This is a genomic window from Streptomyces sp. NPDC050743 (assembly GCF_044456925.1).
Classification (GTDB): Bacteria; Actinomycetota; Actinomycetes; order Streptomycetales; family Streptomycetaceae; genus Streptomyces.
In genome coordinates this window covers 1-14,949 of record NZ_JBITGJ010000140.1, presented here as the reverse complement: position 1 = coordinate 14,949, position 14,949 = coordinate 1, and the positions used below count along the sequence as shown (strand labels likewise).

General features: G+C 69.6%; 14 protein-coding genes and 2 pseudogenes. 6 read left to right on the top strand and 10 right to left on the bottom strand.

The window, feature by feature from the left end; genetic code table 11:
- Positions 1–191 precede the first annotated feature (191 nt).
- Entirely contained in the window at positions 192–848 is a 657-nt protein-coding gene (locus ACIBJF_RS47550; RefSeq protein WP_399183985.1) for a DUF4328 domain-containing protein, read from the bottom strand.
- Between the two features lie 510 nt (positions 849–1,358).
- Between ACIBJF_RS47550 and ACIBJF_RS47545 the strand changes: the two genes are divergently transcribed.
- The gene (locus ACIBJF_RS47545; protein WP_399183984.1) at positions 1,359–2,066 is read left to right on the top strand and encodes a hypothetical protein; all 708 of its coding nucleotides are present in this window, start codon (positions 1,359–1,361) and stop codon (positions 2,064–2,066) included.
- A gap of 181 nt (positions 2,067–2,247) precedes the next feature.
- A complete protein-coding gene (locus ACIBJF_RS47540) occupies positions 2,248–2,901 on the top strand; it encodes a class I SAM-dependent methyltransferase (protein ID WP_399183982.1) in 654 nt (217 codons plus the stop codon).
- Positions 2,902–3,072: 171 nt separating this feature from the next.
- On the opposite strand, the gene ACIBJF_RS47535 is transcribed toward ACIBJF_RS47540, so the two are convergent.
- From ACIBJF_RS47535 to ACIBJF_RS47515, 5 genes are all read right to left on the bottom strand, one after another.
- Positions 3,073–3,900: an SAM-dependent methyltransferase gene (locus tag ACIBJF_RS47535; protein ID WP_399183980.1), complete on the bottom strand. Its 828-nt coding sequence runs from the start codon at positions 3,898–3,900 to the stop codon at positions 3,073–3,075.
- 83 nt (positions 3,901–3,983) lie between these two features.
- Complete coding sequence (locus tag ACIBJF_RS47530) at positions 3,984–4,235, bottom strand: DUF397 domain-containing protein (protein ID WP_153537780.1); 252 nt, start codon at positions 4,233–4,235, stop codon at positions 3,984–3,986.
- Positions 4,232–5,104 carry a helix-turn-helix domain-containing protein gene (locus ACIBJF_RS47525; protein WP_399183978.1) on the bottom strand — a complete coding sequence of 291 codons (873 nt, stop codon included), beginning with the start codon at positions 5,102–5,104 and terminating at the stop codon, positions 4,232–4,234. Before ACIBJF_RS47525 ends, ACIBJF_RS47530 begins: the two co-directional genes overlap by 4 nt.
- A gap of 979 nt (positions 5,105–6,083) precedes the next feature.
- Positions 6,084–6,284, bottom strand: a complete 201-nt coding sequence (locus ACIBJF_RS47520; protein ID WP_399183977.1) for a hypothetical protein — start codon at positions 6,282–6,284, stop codon at positions 6,084–6,086.
- Positions 6,285–6,619: 335 nt separating this feature from the next.
- A complete protein-coding gene (locus ACIBJF_RS47515; RefSeq protein WP_399183975.1) occupies positions 6,620–7,432 on the bottom strand; it encodes an alpha/beta fold hydrolase in 813 nt (270 codons plus the stop codon).
- Positions 7,433–7,653: 221 nt separating this feature from the next.
- Between ACIBJF_RS47515 and ACIBJF_RS47510 the strand changes: the two genes are divergently transcribed.
- The 3 genes from ACIBJF_RS47510 (at position 7,654) to ACIBJF_RS47500 (ending at position 10,541) form a co-directional block, all read left to right on the top strand.
- Positions 7,654–8,286, top strand: a complete 633-nt coding sequence (locus ACIBJF_RS47510; protein ID WP_399183972.1) for a DUF6368 family protein — start codon at positions 7,654–7,656, stop codon at positions 8,284–8,286.
- Positions 8,287–8,535: 249 nt separating this feature from the next.
- Positions 8,536–10,212 (top strand): CehA/McbA family metallohydrolase, encoded by a 1,677-nt coding sequence (locus ACIBJF_RS47505; protein ID WP_399183970.1) that lies wholly within the window; start codon positions 8,536–8,538, stop codon positions 10,210–10,212.
- 107 nt (positions 10,213–10,319) lie between these two features.
- A complete protein-coding gene (locus tag ACIBJF_RS47500) occupies positions 10,320–10,541 on the top strand; it encodes a hypothetical protein (protein ID WP_399183968.1) in 222 nt (73 codons plus the stop codon).
- 23 nt (positions 10,542–10,564) lie between these two features.
- Here ACIBJF_RS47500 and ACIBJF_RS47495 read toward each other — a convergent pair whose 3' ends face one another.
- Entirely contained in the window at positions 10,565–10,807 is a 243-nt protein-coding gene (locus ACIBJF_RS47495; protein WP_399183967.1) for a hypothetical protein, read from the bottom strand.
- Positions 10,808–11,764: 957 nt separating this feature from the next.
- On the opposite strand from ACIBJF_RS47495, the gene ACIBJF_RS47490 reads away from it, so the two are divergent.
- A complete protein-coding gene (locus tag ACIBJF_RS47490) occupies positions 11,765–12,550 on the top strand; it encodes a pentapeptide repeat-containing protein (RefSeq protein WP_399183987.1) in 786 nt (261 codons plus the stop codon).
- On the opposite strand, the pseudogene ACIBJF_RS47485 reads toward ACIBJF_RS47490, so the two are convergent.
- From ACIBJF_RS47485 to ACIBJF_RS47475, 3 genes and pseudogenes are all read right to left on the bottom strand, one after another.
- A pseudogene (locus ACIBJF_RS47485) lies at positions 12,528–12,830 on the bottom strand (4'-phosphopantetheinyl transferase superfamily protein); the annotation flags it as partial. The gene ACIBJF_RS47490 and the pseudogene ACIBJF_RS47485 sit on opposite strands and share 23 nt — an antisense overlap.
- An 18-nt stretch (positions 12,831–12,848) precedes the next feature.
- The gene (locus tag ACIBJF_RS47480) at positions 12,849–13,253 is read right to left on the bottom strand and encodes a hypothetical protein (RefSeq protein ID WP_399183965.1); all 405 of its coding nucleotides are present in this window, start codon (positions 13,251–13,253) and stop codon (positions 12,849–12,851) included.
- A gap of 188 nt (positions 13,254–13,441) precedes the next feature.
- Positions 13,442–14,739 (bottom strand): annotated as a pseudogene (locus ACIBJF_RS47475) (MFS transporter).
- Positions 14,740–14,949 lie beyond the last annotated feature (210 nt).

Genomic DNA, 14,949 nt, shown 5'->3' with positions numbered 1-14,949 from the left:
CGGATCGCCCTGACGGCGATCCGGCTGTCCCTGCCCTGCTCCGCAGGAGTCCGATTCCTCCCCGGCCTGAAGGCCGGGGCATCCTCGGAGGAACCGGTGATCCCTGTGGGCGACGCCGAAGCGGGTGGAGAACCCGGAGACGGCGTTGAGGTGCGGTCACCCGCCCGTGCGTGCCTTCCCGGCACAGGCGCCTACGACGGCAGGGAGACCCGCACGGCTTGCTTCAGCATGCCGCTGAGCCGCCAGACGACAGCGGCGGACAGAGCGGCAGCGCAGACGTACAGGAGATCGCTTTCCATGACCCGCTGCAACGCCTGGCTGGTCTGGTCGGCAGTGTGTGCGTGCTTCAGCGCGGACAGTGCGTCGGCGCCCGCGGCGCCCGCGGCGAGGACGGAGAGCCACCAGCAGGTAAGCAGGGGATGGCCGCGCTCACGCCGCGACACCGGCCGGGCGGCGGCCCACAGGTCGTTGACGAACATCTTCAGCACGAATACATCGGCAACGGGAACCACCCAGCCGAAGAACAACCAGGCGCGCCGGCGACGCTGCCCCTCGGGCCAGACCAGCTCCGCGAGGTCGCGCATGCGGGACATCCAGACGCTGAAGACCAGCACGGTCACGAGGGTGGCGCCGTTCCACCAGCCCCTCAGATTCCCGAACCACATGTCGGCGTTGAGCAGCGGCAGCGCCTCGCTGCCGTCCGGCTGAGCCGGCAGTGGCGGTGCGTGCAGCACTTGGTACTTGTGCCATGCCGCCACCCCGGCAGCCGCGGACAGCATCGCGTACGCGGCGAGCACACCGCACGTCCACCGGGTCAGCCCGCCCAGCGCCGCTGCAGCCCTTCCCACCCCACACCTCCTGGAAGCCGCCCGTTGGGGACTTCCCGCAGGTCGGCGGGCGATCCTAACCTCACGCGGATGCGGAAGTCACGGGCACGCCCACCGAGCCGCGACCACCCGCTCGGCGGGCCTGTCGCCCACGGCGGCGATGATCAGGCTCGGTCAGTCCGGCGTCGTCGAGTCGCGAGCATGGGGTGGTCCGTGCGGGGCCCTCGATTTGGAGCATCGATGGTGGAGCGCGCGCGAGGCCTGAGGCGGCGGGGTGGGGCGCTGCCACGGTTTCGTCTTCGATCCCGAGGTGCTTTTCCAGGCATGCCCGTGCGCTGGTGCTGGTGTCGGCGACGAGGAGCAGCTCGGCGAGGGGCAACGGCAGGAAACCCTGCTCGTCCCTGTGTCGGAGCTGGAGGACCAACCCGTCGCAGCAGCCCGTCATGTTCAGCAGCACCGCGGGTTTGTCGCACAGGCCATGCTACTTCAGCTCGGCGAACGTCATGAGCGGCCGCGTGCGAGGATGCTGCCGTGCTGGATGAGATCGACGCGGTGGACTGGGGTTCCATACCGGGCCATTCCGCCTGGTATGAACCGGATCGTGTCGCCCGTGGTCTCCGTGCCTTGGCCGAGGCGGCAAACCTGGTACAGGCGGCGGACGCCGGCTCGCGGCTCGGCGGCGGTGGAATCGTTCATGGTCACAATGCCGCCGTGTTCCCAGCCGCTGTGGTTGCGGCCCCGCTGCTTCTGGACATCGCCCAGCAGGGTCACCCGGCGGCCAGGGACACCGCGTTGGGGCTGCTTGCCGAGGCTCTGTCGTGCTATCCGCATGCCGGGTACACGCGGGTGGTGGCTCCTGACGGCATCGCGGTTCCCATCTGCTGTGCCATCGCCCGCCATCTGCGAGCCCGCACCGATTTCCTTGTCGGGCTGGGCAAGAGGGGCAAGTCATTGCTGGCCGACGCGGCCGCGCACTGGCGATTCGAGATCCGCGAGTGTGTGGCCGACGGCGGCGACACGGCGGCCTTCGGCATCTTGGCCGGCTCTCTCCCCGACGGCGTGCACGCGGCGGAAATGCATCTCGCTGGCGCCGTCACCGTGCTGAGCGAAATCACCCTCGAATACCCGCCCGCGGAGGGCTCTCCGGAAGCATGCCTGCGGGTGATCGCCCGGCATCCGTGCGAACTGCCGCCAGGTGCCATTCTGTTTCCGGCGGAGTGCGGGGATCGCGTGCACTGACCGGCTTCCAGTTGCCGGCTCGGTGGGGAAGACGGTCTCCCAACGGAGTCCTAATAGTGCCGTGACCGCAAACGATCACCGGGCGTGGTGTGACGGCTGGGTGTCGGCAGCGGTGTATGTCGCGCAGGTCAGCTGAAGGTCGTGCCTTGGTCTGTCAGTTACCTGGTCTAGGGTCGCCGGCATGGCTGAGCCCTCCTTTCTGACCGCCGTCCGCGAGTCGTACGACACGGTCGCCGCCGACTACGTCGAACGTGTCCCGCCTCCAGCCGAGATGGACCCGCTGTCACGTGCGATGCTGGCGGGGTTCGCCGAACTCGTGCGGACGGCCGGTCTGGGGCCGGTCGCGGACCTGGGGTGCGGCCCCGGCCGCGTGACGGCGCACCTGGCCGGGCTGGGGGTGTCCGTCTTCGGCGTCGATCTGTCGCCGAAGATGATCGCTCTGGCCCGGCGCGTCTATCCGAACCTGCGGTTCACCGAAGGCTCGATGACCGCGCTGGAGATGAGGGACGACGAGCTCGGCGGCATCCTGGCCTGGTACGCCACCCACCACATGCCCCCGCAGTGGCTGCCGACGGTGTTCGCCGAGTTCCACCGTACGCTCGCGCCCGGCGGCTACCTGCTCTGGGGAGACTATGTCGGCGATGAGCGGCTGCAGCCCACCCAGGGCTATGGCCGTCCGGTGTCCTACGAGTCGTATCTCCTGCCCCTGGACCGCATGGTCGGCCTGCTGGAGCAGGCCGGTCTCGTCGTCACCGCGAGGCTGGAGCAGGAGCCTGGCGGACGGGTGAACAGACCGCACGCCTGCCTGTTGGCCCGCAAGCCCGAAAAGCCCTGACGGGGCTCGTTCCCGGGGTGAGGCCGCACTGTCCTGCCCCGGCGCAGTACCCGGCACGCCCCTCGGGAGCACCCACTGAACTGGTCCCGCCCGGCGCCGACACCGCCGGGCGACCGCCCGGCGCTGCCCTTGCCGAGGAACCAGCTCAGGAGACGAAGGGATGCTGGAGAACTAGGGCTTGATGCCCACACCCGTCCACAGGCTGACCTGGGCGTCCGTGGGCGGCTCAGCCGCTGCGGCGTCTGCGCTCGAAAGGTCGGGGCGCCAGCGGTGACCCATCGTGATGCCGGGGTCGAGCAGTTCCAGACCGTCGAAGAAACGCGCGACGTCGGCGCGGGAGCGGAACTGCACGGGCGTGCCCGCGTTGGTGTAGACGTCGGTGACCTTCTGCCAGGTGGGCGGATCGAGGTCGGGCGTGCAGTGGCTCAGTGCCAGAGCGCTGCCGGAGGGCAGGGCGTCGAGCAGACGGTTGACGATCCCGTACGGGTCCTGCTCGTCGGTGATGAAGTGCATCAGGGCGTTGAGGGACAGCGCCACCGGCTCGTTGAGGTTCAACACCTCGGAGAGGATCGGGGCGTTCAGCAGAAACGTGGGGTCTTTGACGTCAGCCTCGATGTATGCGGTGCGGCCCTGGGACGTGCTACGCATCAGGCGCTCGGCGTACTTCAGCACGAGCGGGTCGTTGTCGGCATAGACGACCCGGGCGTCAGGGACGACGGACTGGGCCACCTGGTGCAGGTTCGGCTCGGTGGGGATACCGGTGCCGATGTCCAGCCACTGGCGGATGCCGTGCTCGCGGGCAAGGACCCGAGTCGCCCGGTGCATGAAAGACCGGTTCTCACGCGCGCACACGAAGATGCCGGGATAGACGGCCGCGACCGTCTCGGCTGCCTGCTTGTCCACCTCGAAGTGGTCCTTGCCGCCGAGGTAGTAGTCGTACATGCGTGCGGAGTGAGGCCTGCTCGTGTCGATGTCCCGCGAGGCCGGCGTGCTGCTCATGCTGTTCCCTTCCATAGTTGCGTGGCGTACAGAGCCGGGGCGGGCGACCTCGTGGCGGCGCCTTCTCCCGATCGCGCTGAGGTTCAGCCGGCCGTCAGATGATCGGCGAGGCCCTTCTTGACTCCCTCGAGGAATGCGCTGATCTCCTCGGTGGTGTAAATCAGCGCGGGCCCCGAGGGATCGGTCGACTGGCGCAGGGCGATGCGGCCGTCGGCGAGTTGCTTCGTCTCCACGCACTGACCCCCGTTGGGCCCGCTCCACGGGCACTCCCAGCCGTGCTCACCAAGGTCGGAAGCAGGCATCCCGTTGTAGACACTGCCATGGCTTGCGGTCATGAGTACTCCTTGCGCATGTGTTGCAACAGCGCCCGGCTGTCCGCGGAGGAGGTCAGCAGCGCCATCCGGTTGTGGGCTTCCAGATGGGCGGCGACATCCGAGCGCTGGTCCAGGTACATGGAGGCGGTGAGGACCTCGCTGTAGACGACGTCGGGCAGCTCCGGCTCCGCGAACCGGAAGTAGGTGAAGGGGGCGCACGCGCCGACATGGGCGCCTGCGGAGAACGGAACGACGTCGATGCTGACGTGTTCCAGCTCCGATGCTTCGAGGAGCCGGTCGATCTGCGCTCGCATCACCTCTGCCCCGCCGACGACGCGGTGCAGGACGGCCTCCTCCATCACCACCCACAGCGTGGGAGCCTCCTTGCTCTCCAGCAGTTCCTGCCGGCGCAGCCGCAGCTGGACGCGCCGCTCCAGGTCTTCCTCGGAATCATTGGGAAAGCCGCCGCGCAGGACGGCGCGCGCGTAGTCGTACGTCTGCAGGAGCCCGGTGACGTAGTGCGGCTCATAGGTACGCAGCGTCGTGGCGCTGGTCTCCAGGCTGACGTAGGCCGAAAACCAGCTGGGCAGCACGTCGCGGTAGTCGTGCCACCAGCCCGGTTCGTTGGCCCGCTCGGCCAGCGCGACGAACTCGTCGATCTCCTGCCGGTCGGCTCCGTAGGCCTCCAGCAACCTCTCCACGTACAGCGGCTTGAGAGCGACCTCTGCCTTTTCCAGGCGCCGGACCGTCAGCGGCTTCACCCGCAGGGCCTTGGCAGCGTCCTCGAGCGACACGTCGGCGCTCTGCCGCCGCTCCCGCAGCCGCCGGCCGAGGATCATCCGAAGAACCGTTGGCGCGTTGGTCCCCGCCCCCGAACGACCCTCCATCACGCAAACCCCAATCCCTGACAGCACGTCACTCTGACGCGCTCCACGGCGACTTGATGATGACACCAGCTGGATACCGCCTGGCTGAAATTATCAGGGAAGCAGTTGCAGCGTGAAGTCGACTGCGAGCATAGTTACATGTGTGAGCATTTCAGCCGGACGCTCAGACCCCCATCGTCAACGACCAGCCACATCCACAGAGTTGTCGCCACCGAACGTCGAGGGCGCACGTCAAATCGAACATGCCTGTCGGGAAGGCATTGCCGCAGCTCCACATCCTCGCGGCCCCGGCCTCGCAGGGAAGGCAACCACCATGTCCCCCCACACATCGCTCCTCACCTCCTCCTCAAACGGCACAGGCAGCGGCTTCTCGCGCGGAGCGGCCGTGACCTCGACGGGCTTGATGCATCGCTCCCATCCATGGCTCGGCCACCTGGTGACGGACTCCGCGACAGGACGGCGAGGAATTCTCCGCGCCATCGCACCGGAGGGCACGGCGCCGGCGCCGGTCGCCTGGCTGGCCCCGCGGCGAGGCGGCATCGAGTGGACAACGGCGCCCGAAAACCTCACCGATCCCGCGCCGATCACGCCGATCAGCCGCCCGGAAGGGACGACGTGAGGCGGCGGATCGCCCTCGTGCCGTTCGCCACGGCCGTCGCTGCCGTGGCAGGTCATTCCCCGCATGCCTGAGGTGGTGCCAGGGTAGTTCGCTCCGATCGCCGTGGCGCGTACCCAGTACTGTGACCGGGAGCGTTCGCCGGGTCAGCCCGATCAGTCCGATCGTGCTGTTTCCCACCTCTATGAGGTTTGGCGAGCCAGGCCGTCGAGTTCTCCGCGGCCGGTGCACCAGAGGAGTACCTGGGGTGGGGTCTCCGGGCGGGGCGGCGGGGAAGAGCCGGTTGAGTACTGCTGCGCTCAGCGGTGCTGGTGGCAGCCAGTCCACGGACAATCCCTGCGTGATGTCGTAGGGGTGCAGCAGGGTTTAGGCGACGCCCATCGCCGCGAACCCTTCGGGGTCGCACGGGCCCCAGTGCCAGGCCCTCAGGGTCGGCTTGGCTGCGGTCAGGGCGCTGCTGAGCAATCCGCCGCAGGCGGTGACGGCCTGGAGTACTTCGGCTGGTGTGGCAGTGGGGCGAACGTTCAGGCCGATGGGAAGGTAGGCGTCGGCGGGCTGTGCTGCCAACTGCCCTGCGTAGGCCAGTTGAGACTCCTTGCGGTCCGTGTCGTGGGAACCGCCTCGTCGCAGAGCTGCGCGAAGTGCTGCGGCAGTTCGCCGACGGTAACGACGCGACCAACCGGCGTGCGCACCGGGCCGTTTCCTGCCCACGATTTACCTGCCCGCTCCCGTGCCCTGCCTCCCGGCCGGGGCCTCGTACCGGTCGAGGCCGCGTCCGCGACGAACGGTCGGCTGCCGTCCTCTGGCAGGGCGTAGAGGAAGCGCCAAGTCCCGCCTACGATCGGGCCAGGCCGATCACCGTGGCGGTGCCCAAGGTCCCGGTACGGGACACGCGCCCCCGGTCAACGTGCCGAGCCTTCCGCGCCGGCTCCGCAGCCGGACCAGCGCTCGACGCGTACGAGCCACTCCGCGAGGAGGGCGCGCAGGAGTGCGGGTTGCTCGTGGGGCAGGGCGTGTCCCGCGTCGTCGACCACAGCGAGCGAGGCGTGCGGGTAGTGGCCCACGAGGTCGGCAGCGGCGGCATACCCGACCGTGGAGTCCAGCCGCCCCGCCACGACCACGGTCGGACCCGCGTAAGCCGGCGCGTGATCGAAGGTGAGCGCCCACCGTTCGCCGATTCGCTCGAGCGCTGCCTGGTCGACGAGTGCTGCGGCTGGGGCCACGTAGCGTTCGTACCGTTCGAGCATCTCCGGGGTCTGGATCACGAAGTAGCTCCGGAAGACGTCGTCACCGATCGCACCCGATCCGGCGACCACGCGGTGCCCGGGTACATCGCGCAGTCCTGGCAACAACGGACAGACGAGCGCGAGACCAGCGACTTGCGCCGGGCGCCTCGCGGCCATCGCCTGCGCGTAGTACGCGCCCGCCGAGTGACCGATGAGGAGGTGCGCACTCCCGCCCGTCACCTCGTCGGCGAAGTCGAGCAGTGTGTCGAGGACGTCGTCGGCGCTGCGCAGCGTCTCGGGGGCGATGGTCCGGCCCGTTCCGGGGAGGTCGGGATAGATCCGCCGCAGCCCCGCAACGCCGTCGAGAGCCGGCTCGAAGCAAGCCTCGGCCTCGCGGTGGTCGACTCCGGCGCCGTGGAGTACCAGCACGGGTCGGCCGGTCCCGTGCTCCACGCAGTGGACCACCACCTGCCCCACTCGGATCTCCATCCCGGCACGCTAACGGTGCAGGGGCCGTCGCGACAACGCGGCCGCGTCCGGCACGACAGATGTCGGCCCGCCCTCGAACGGGGCCCGGCCATGCTCAGGGTCAATCGCACAGCAGGGTCTGCGGTGGCGGTGCTCGGAGCGCTTGGATCCGGTACGGGAAGTGAGTCGGTACGGGAGGTATTGAGCGGCGGCGGAGCGGATCATGGCCCTAGGCTCCCGGCATGTCTGGTCCGACGCTGGTGATCGAGTTGGCGGAGCCCGTCCCTCCGGCCACGCTGCGGGAGTTCCGCGCGTTGATGATGGAACTCTCCGCCCACTTCGAGGAGAAGCGACCCGGGTTCTTCGACGTCAACGTGCCCGCTGAGCGACTCGGCGTCGAGGACAGGCGAGAGGAGGACTGGCGAAAGCCTTTCCCTCTGTCCCTCCTCGGCAACACGTCAGTGGATGACCAACTCGCCGCTCTGGTGGGATTCAATCCGCAGCGCGAGGACTGGCGTCGGCCTTTCCTGGTCTACCTGATGGGGCCGGGTGCCGGTGACGAGGACGTCTTCGAGGCCGAGCACGCGGACGAGTCCGAGGTGGAGGCCGTACTCGGCTTCAGGCCGACCCATGCCGTCAATGTCAGCGCCTGCTGCAGTCGTGGGATCGACCATGTGGCCACGGCCCTGCTGACGGCGACCGTCATGGACGTCATCGGGGGTGTGGCCAAGGCCGATCTGCTGGACGGACAGGCGTCGGTCGTCGCGGGCCTTCGGGGGGTGCTGGGCATCACGGACGACGAGTGGACGGTGCTGGGCACGGCGGAGTTCCTGCGGGCATGGGCCAGGCAGCCCGGCTTCCGGCTGGTCAAGTAGCGCAGGCGGATCCGCGGCGGGGGTGATCCGGTGATCCGGAGCATGCGCCGGGTTGCCTGATCATGCGGCGAGAGCGGGTCCGCTCCCCCAGCGCAAGCCCTTGGAGTCGACCGGCTGGCTGCTCACAGCGTTTCCGAGGCAGGTGCCCGGCGCGCGGAAGGCAGCCCGACGCCCGCGTGCCGCAAACCCTTCAGTCCGGTCTCACCCGCCGTCCACCAAACCGGATCAGGGTCTGAGGGCTTCCGGTGCATGCATCGTGCACCCACCGACCTTGCTGAGGACGACATGTGCCTTGACGGACACTGCGAACACAACGCGGATTCCCTCGCACCCGACGCCACGCACGGCGACGACTCGGGTGCTGGACTGGGACGGCGGCGGCTGCTTGCCGCTGGGGTGGCCGGAGCGGCCGCCCTGACCCTCGCCCCGGTCTCCTTCGCGCAGGCCGCCGACGGCTCCTCCGGCGGCACCCCGCCGGCCGGTTCCGAGGTCACCCGCGTCATCACCGGGTTCCTGGAGACCGGGGCCGCGGACTTCGTCTACCTGCCCGTCGAAGTGCCCGAGGGCGTGCAGAAGATCGCCGTCTCGTACTCCTACGACAAGCCGGCCGTCCCTGCCGGCACGCCAGGCAACTCCTGCGACATCGGCGTGTTCGACGAGCGGGGCATCGCGCTCGGCGGCCGTGGTTTCCGCGGCTGGTCCGGGGGTTTCCGCACCTCGTTCGAGATCTCCAACAGTGATGCCACGCCGGGGTACCTGCCCGGCCCGGTCGGCGCCGGCACCTGGCACGTCGTGCTCGGGCCGTACCAGGTGGCGCCGCAGGGCATGAACTACCGGGTCCAGGTGACCCTGACCTACGGCGAGCCCGGTCCCGCCCACGTGAACAAGTACCCGCCGCAGCGGGCCAAGGGGCGCGGCCGCGACTGGTACCGCGGCGACTGCCATCTGCACACCGTCTACTCCGACGGCAAGCGCCTGCCGAGTGAGGTCGCGGCCGGCGCCCGTGCCGCCGGGCTGGACTTCATCGTCTCCACCGACCACAACACCCCGGCCTCGCACGGCGTGTGGGGCGAGTACGCCGGATCGGACCTGCTGATCATCACGGGTGAGGAAGTCACCACCCGCAACGGGCACTGGCTGGCCCTCGGACTGCCTCCCGGCGAGTGGATCGACTGGCGCTACCGCTCGCGCGACGACGCCTTCGGCCGCTTCGCGCGCCAGGTGCGCCGCGGCGGCGGCCTCGTGGTCCCCGCGCACATGTACTGCGCGTACGTGGCCTGCCAGTGGAAGTTCGGTTTCGACGACGCCGACGCCACCGAGGTGTGGACCGGCCCGTGGACCTACGACGACGAGCACGCGGTCAGCACCTGGGACCAGAAGCTCGGCGAGGCCGTCCGCACCGGCAAGCGCTGGCTGCCGGCCATGGGCAACAGCGACGCGCACAGCGATCCGCAGGTCATCGGCCTGCCGCACAACGTGGTGTACGCGGACGACCTGGCCACCGACTCGATCATGGACGGTATCCGAGCGGGCCGTAACTGGATCGCGGAGTCGCCCTCCGTCAAGCTGAAGTTCACCGCCAGCGGGCACGGCGCACAAGCCGGTATCGGCGAGAAGCTCAGCGTGCCGGCCGACGCGCCGGTGGATGTCCGTCTCGACGTCCAGGGCGTGCCCCACGGCACCGTCCGCTTCATCACCGACGAGGGCCAGATGCACCAGGAATCGGTGGACGCCTCCGGCTCCGGCACGGTGGTGTGGCGGACGACGGCTTCACTAGCGGCGTACGTGCGCGCCGAGGTGCGCCACCCGATGGCGGACGGCAGCCCGGGGCAGGGCAACACCATGGGGGACGCGCTGCTGTTCGGTCCCATGGCCGCCCTGACCAACCCCATCTTCCTGACCACGACGTCGGCTCCGCGCGGCTGACGAGGGCTTGTTCCCCACGCCGGCGAGATTCCTCGTCTCGCCGGCCCGGACAAGCGAGGTCGTCATCCGATGGTCAGCTCACCCGCGACGCCCCTAGCATCGATGAAATGACTCATCACCATGTGGATCCAGCGACGATCACCCCGGAGATGGCCGTGCAGATTCGCACGTGGCGAGTCGAGGAGGACTTCAGTTGGCGCGCCGTGGCGCAGGCCGCGACCGACCTATGGGGCTCCGAGTTCGGCAGCAACCAGCTCTTCGGTGAAGACCTCTGCGTAGCCGCCGCGCAGGTGTTGGGTGAAAACCCCCGCAAGGAACCGTGGATGTGACGCCCTCCGGTGGGTCCCTCGGATCAGCGGGCGGACCGGATGAAGCCAACAACGATGTGGGGTCCCGCCTGGAAGACGGTGGCGGTCTTCTCGTAGCGGGTGGCCGGGCCCCGCAAGTTGTTGAGGCGATTGATGCAGCGTTCTTCGGTGTTGCGCCGCTGCAGGCCTCGCGGTCGAAGGCCGGCGGGCGGCCTCCTCGACGGCCCTTGCGTCAGGTACACACCCACATCCCCGGCATTGGCCACCAGCAGGTCGAGGCCGCCCATCCGCTCCGCGGCCTCGTCGACGGCCAGGGCGAGCGCGTGTCCGGATCCGCGACGTCCGCCTGGACACCCGGCAGCGCTGACTCCTTCAGCCTTTTGGGATCGGATCCCGTCCGCAGACGCTGACTGCCGCCCGCTCTTCCTCAAGCGCCCGGCCGATGGCCAACCCGATGCCGCTGCTTCCCGGTGATGAACGCCGCCTTCCCCGCAAGTCCCAGATCCACCGTCGCAACCTGTCATCAGGCGACGACACGATCAACCCCCTTGATCCCTCAGGTCAATACCCGCATCTCGGCCCTGAAGAGCGCCAGGAAGGCAGCGAGCGCCTCGACATCGCGGATGCCGGGTCCCGAGGGTGCCTGCCCAGTTGGAGCAGGCGGTGCCGTGGCAGGACCGGCGGCCGCCAGTCTGCGTCGACTGAGGGCGCCGCCTGCATCCCGGCACCTGGGCCCGACCGGGCATGGCGCGCCGGCCCGGCCGAAGCCCGGCGTCCGCGGCCCCGGACGCCGATCGGGGTATCGCATGCCGTCTGCGAGAATGGGAGGCTCTCACAGCGCCGCGGTACGCGGTGGTCATCGCCCAACAGGAGCACGCACGGTGTCGGCACAGCACGGAACCCCCTCTTCCTCCGGGGGGCGTAAGCGCCCCGGAGCAGGCGAGGGCCGCCAGCAGCCCCCCTCCGCGGGAGGAGGCAAGCGGTCCCTTGCCGCCGGCGGGCAGGGGCATGCGTCCCAGGCGGGCGAGCGCAAGGGGGTGTCCGCGGCGCAGGGCCGTAAGCGTGCCGCGTCCACGGACCAGGGCCCAGAGCGTACCGGCGCCGGCCAGGACCGCAAGGCGCAGCAGGCGGGAAAGAGCTCGCCGAACCGGAAGAACCGGCCGGACCAAAGGGGCCAGGACCGCAAGGCGTCCCGCGACCGCAATGCACCCCCGAGCCGCGGAGCCTCCCAGGACCGCAAGGACCTGCAGGCCGACTGCGCCGGCTGTTTCGGCTTGTGCTGCGTGGCCCTGCCCTTCGCCCGCTCCGCGGACTTCGCAGTCGACAAAGCGGCCGGACAGCCGTGCTCGAACCTCCAGTCGGACTTCCGCTGCGGCATCCACGCGCAACTGCGTGAGAAGGGCTACCCCGGCTGCACCGTCTTCGACTGCTTCGGCGCCGGGCAGAAGGTGTCCCAGATCACCTTCGGCGGCACCGACTGGCGTCAGGCGCCGAAGACGGCGCGCTCCATGTTCGCGGTCTTCCCGGTGATGCGGCAGCTGCACGAACTGCTCTGGTACGTCACCGAGGCCCTCGATCTCGCACCGGCCCGCCCCGTCTACAAGGAGTTGCGGCGGGCGCTGGCCCACATCGACGGCCTGACCCGCGGCAGCGCCGAGTCGATCACCGGGCTCGACGTGAACGCGCTGCGTGGCGAGGTCAACACGCTGCTGCTGCGGGCCAGCGAGCTGGCCCGGGCCCAGGTCCCGGGTCGCAAGAAGAACCACCGCGGAGCCGACCTGATCGGCGCGAAACTGGCCGGCGCCGACCTAAGGGGGGCGAGCCTGCGCGGCGCCCTGCTCGTCGCCGCCGATCTCAGCGGGGCCGATCTGCGCGACGCCGACCTGATCGGGGCCGACCTGCGCGACGCCGACCTCAGCGGGGCCGACCTCACCGGCGCTCTGTTCCTCACCCAGGCACAGCTGAACGCCGCCAAGGGAGATGCGGCGACCGAGCTGCCTCCCACGCTCAGCCGACCCGCCCACTGGTAGGCGCGGGGATCACCACGGCGGTCACCACCAGCCCGTGACACACCCGCCACCGCCCGTCGAAGCTGTCCAGGCGCACCCCGCCCACGACGGGCCCGGGCACTTTCAGGACCGCGGTGAACGTACCGTGCTCCGGATCGGATGTGATCGCGCACTGTCCGAAGTCGAGCCAGCGTCCGGTCAGTGGGAACCACGCCTTGTACACGCTCTCCTTGGCGCTGAACAGCAGACGGTCCCAGTGCACGTCGGGGTGGGTGGCGTCGAGCCGCTCCAGCCAGGACCGCTCCTCGGGCCAGCGTGATCAACTCGCGTACGCCCTCGGCGACGGGTCCGTGGGGCTCCCCGTCCACGCCGAGTGACGCGACGGACGTGCCACACGCGCGACGGCGGCCGCGTGGTATCCCGCGCAGTGGGTCATGCTGCCGACGACGCCCTCGGGCCAGCGCGGTGCCCGGCGGGCCCACTTCGGGCCGCTCGCACCGAGCGCGAGCGGCCGGGGCGCCAGACCGAACCGCGCCAGCGCCCTGCGCGTGTACAGCCGGACCGAGCCGAACTCCTGCCGCCGCTTCTCCACCGCGCCGGCGATGGCCTCGGCCTCCTGAGGAAACAGCTCGACCCCGTCGACGGGGTCGTACAACTCGGCCACGGCGACATCCGCGGGTAGCAGCCCTCCCAGGGGACTGCTCGGCACCATGTCGTTGGACACTTCGTCCCCCGCCAGCTGAACAGCGGCACCGGGTGACACCCTCTGCCGCCGACTCCGCTCGGCAACGAGCACCGTCCCCACTCGTTGGCGGTGGCGTCGGTCCCCCAGGAGTTCACCGACGGCGGGTTCACCGAGGCTGAAGACCTCTCCCCGGCCATCTGGCAGCACAAGGACGGTCACCGTCGTGACTACGCCCGCTTCGCTCCCGAGCCCTGCGGCAGCGAGCTCTTCGCCCTGTCGTGGGAACTGCTGCCGTCCATCTGTCTCCAGGCCGGGAAGATCACCGGGCACAGCGTGGCGAGCAGATACACACCGCAACGGCGACCAGCGCCGAGGGCAGGCCGACCGCATCCTCGAGGAAGCCCGCGGCCAGGCCGCCCAGCGGAGTGACCAACTGGAATGAGGCTGTTGTCGCACTGAGCACGCGGCTGCGCAGTTCCTCCGGCACCGTCTCGTACGTCACTGCGGCCACGATGGGGTTGAGCACACCGCAGGCGAGACCCTCAACCGCCATCATCACCGCCAACGGCGCAAAAGTGTGGGTGAAAGCCGCCACGACGAAGCGCGGCAGGCCCACGATGAGAAACGCGACCGTGAACACCGGCCACCGCCAAAAGGCGCTGCCCACCGCGCCGTAGACCAGCGCCCCGGTGAGTGCGCAGACCCCGAACGTCGCGTCCAGCAGCCCCAGATCGACGGAACCACCGAGTTCCTCGCGGGCATGCACGGGGAGGAGCACGGCACTCCACCCCTGGTCGAGGCCCCTGGTCATCAGCGTCATCAGGCACAGGCTCATCAGCAGCGGCGTGGCCACCACGAAGCGATACCCCTCCCCCAGTTCACGACGGTAGGCACGCAACGACGTCGGCTCGGTCCGCCGCTGCGCCTGCGCCTCGGGCAGGCCGCGCACCCCGAACGCGAACAGCGGCGCGGACACGGCGAAGGTCGCGGCATCCACCAACAGGACGTTCTCGGCTCCGAGCACGGCGATCAGCACGCCACCGAGTGCCGATCCGGTCAGCGCTGCACAGCGTGACGCGCCGTCATACAGCCCGGCGGCCCTGGTCAGTGGCATTCCGGCGCGTTCGGCGAGTGTGGGCAACAGCACGCCGCGGGCCGTTTCACCCAGCGCACGGAACAGCCCTGTCACCGCCATCAGCAGGCACAGCATCCAGAAATGCAGGGTGCCGGCAAACCGCAGCAGCGGGATCGCCGCAACGGCGCCTCCGCAGGCGAGGTCCGACATGACGGCCACCCGCCGCCGCCCGATCCGGTCGATGACCGGACCACCGACGAGTGCGGCGAGCACCACGGGCAGCAGCGTGCAGAACGCAACGATCCCGGCCCTGGCGGCACTGCCCGTGCTCTGCAGCACGAACCACGGCACGCCCATGCTCGTGAGGCAATTCCCGGAGATCGAAACGAGGTTGGCGGCAAGGACCGTCGTCAGCGGACGGCCGTCACCCGGCAAGGAGTATTCGGGCACTACGGTGGTCTCCCATGAGGGGAAGCGCCCACCGCGAACGAAGCAAGTCAGCCGGTGGGCGAAGCGAAGTGGTCAGCGTCTGGCGCGCATGGCAAGGCGCGCCGCAGAGACTGGGCGTTCACCGGGTTCCTCCGAGGATGCCCCGGCCTTCAGGCCGGGGAGGAATCGGACTCCTGCGGAGCAGGGCAGGGATAGCCGGATCGCCGTCAG

Coding starts and splice junctions, on each gene's coding strand:
- ACIBJF_RS47515 (WP_399183975.1), bottom strand. CDS start 7,432: ATGGAGATCCGAGTGGGGCAGGTGGTGGTCCACTGCGTGGAGCACGGG.
- ACIBJF_RS47510 (WP_399183972.1), top strand. CDS start 7,654: ATGTCTGGTCCGACGCTGGTGATCGAGTTGGCGGAGCCCGTCCCTCCG.
- ACIBJF_RS47505 (WP_399183970.1), top strand. CDS start 8,536: ATGCATCGTGCACCCACCGACCTTGCTGAGGACGACATGTGCCTTGAC.
- ACIBJF_RS47540 (WP_399183982.1), top strand. CDS start 2,248: ATGGCTGAGCCCTCCTTTCTGACCGCCGTCCGCGAGTCGTACGACACG.
- ACIBJF_RS47500 (WP_399183968.1), top strand. CDS start 10,320: ATGACTCATCACCATGTGGATCCAGCGACGATCACCCCGGAGATGGCC.
- ACIBJF_RS47495 (WP_399183967.1), bottom strand. CDS start 10,807: ATGGGCGGCCTCGACCTGCTGGTGGCCAATGCCGGGGATGTGGGTGTG.
- ACIBJF_RS47530 (WP_153537780.1), bottom strand. CDS start 4,235: ATGACCGCAAGCCATGGCAGTGTCTACAACGGGATGCCTGCTTCCGAC.
- ACIBJF_RS47535 (WP_399183980.1), bottom strand. CDS start 3,900: ATGAGCAGCACGCCGGCCTCGCGGGACATCGACACGAGCAGGCCTCAC.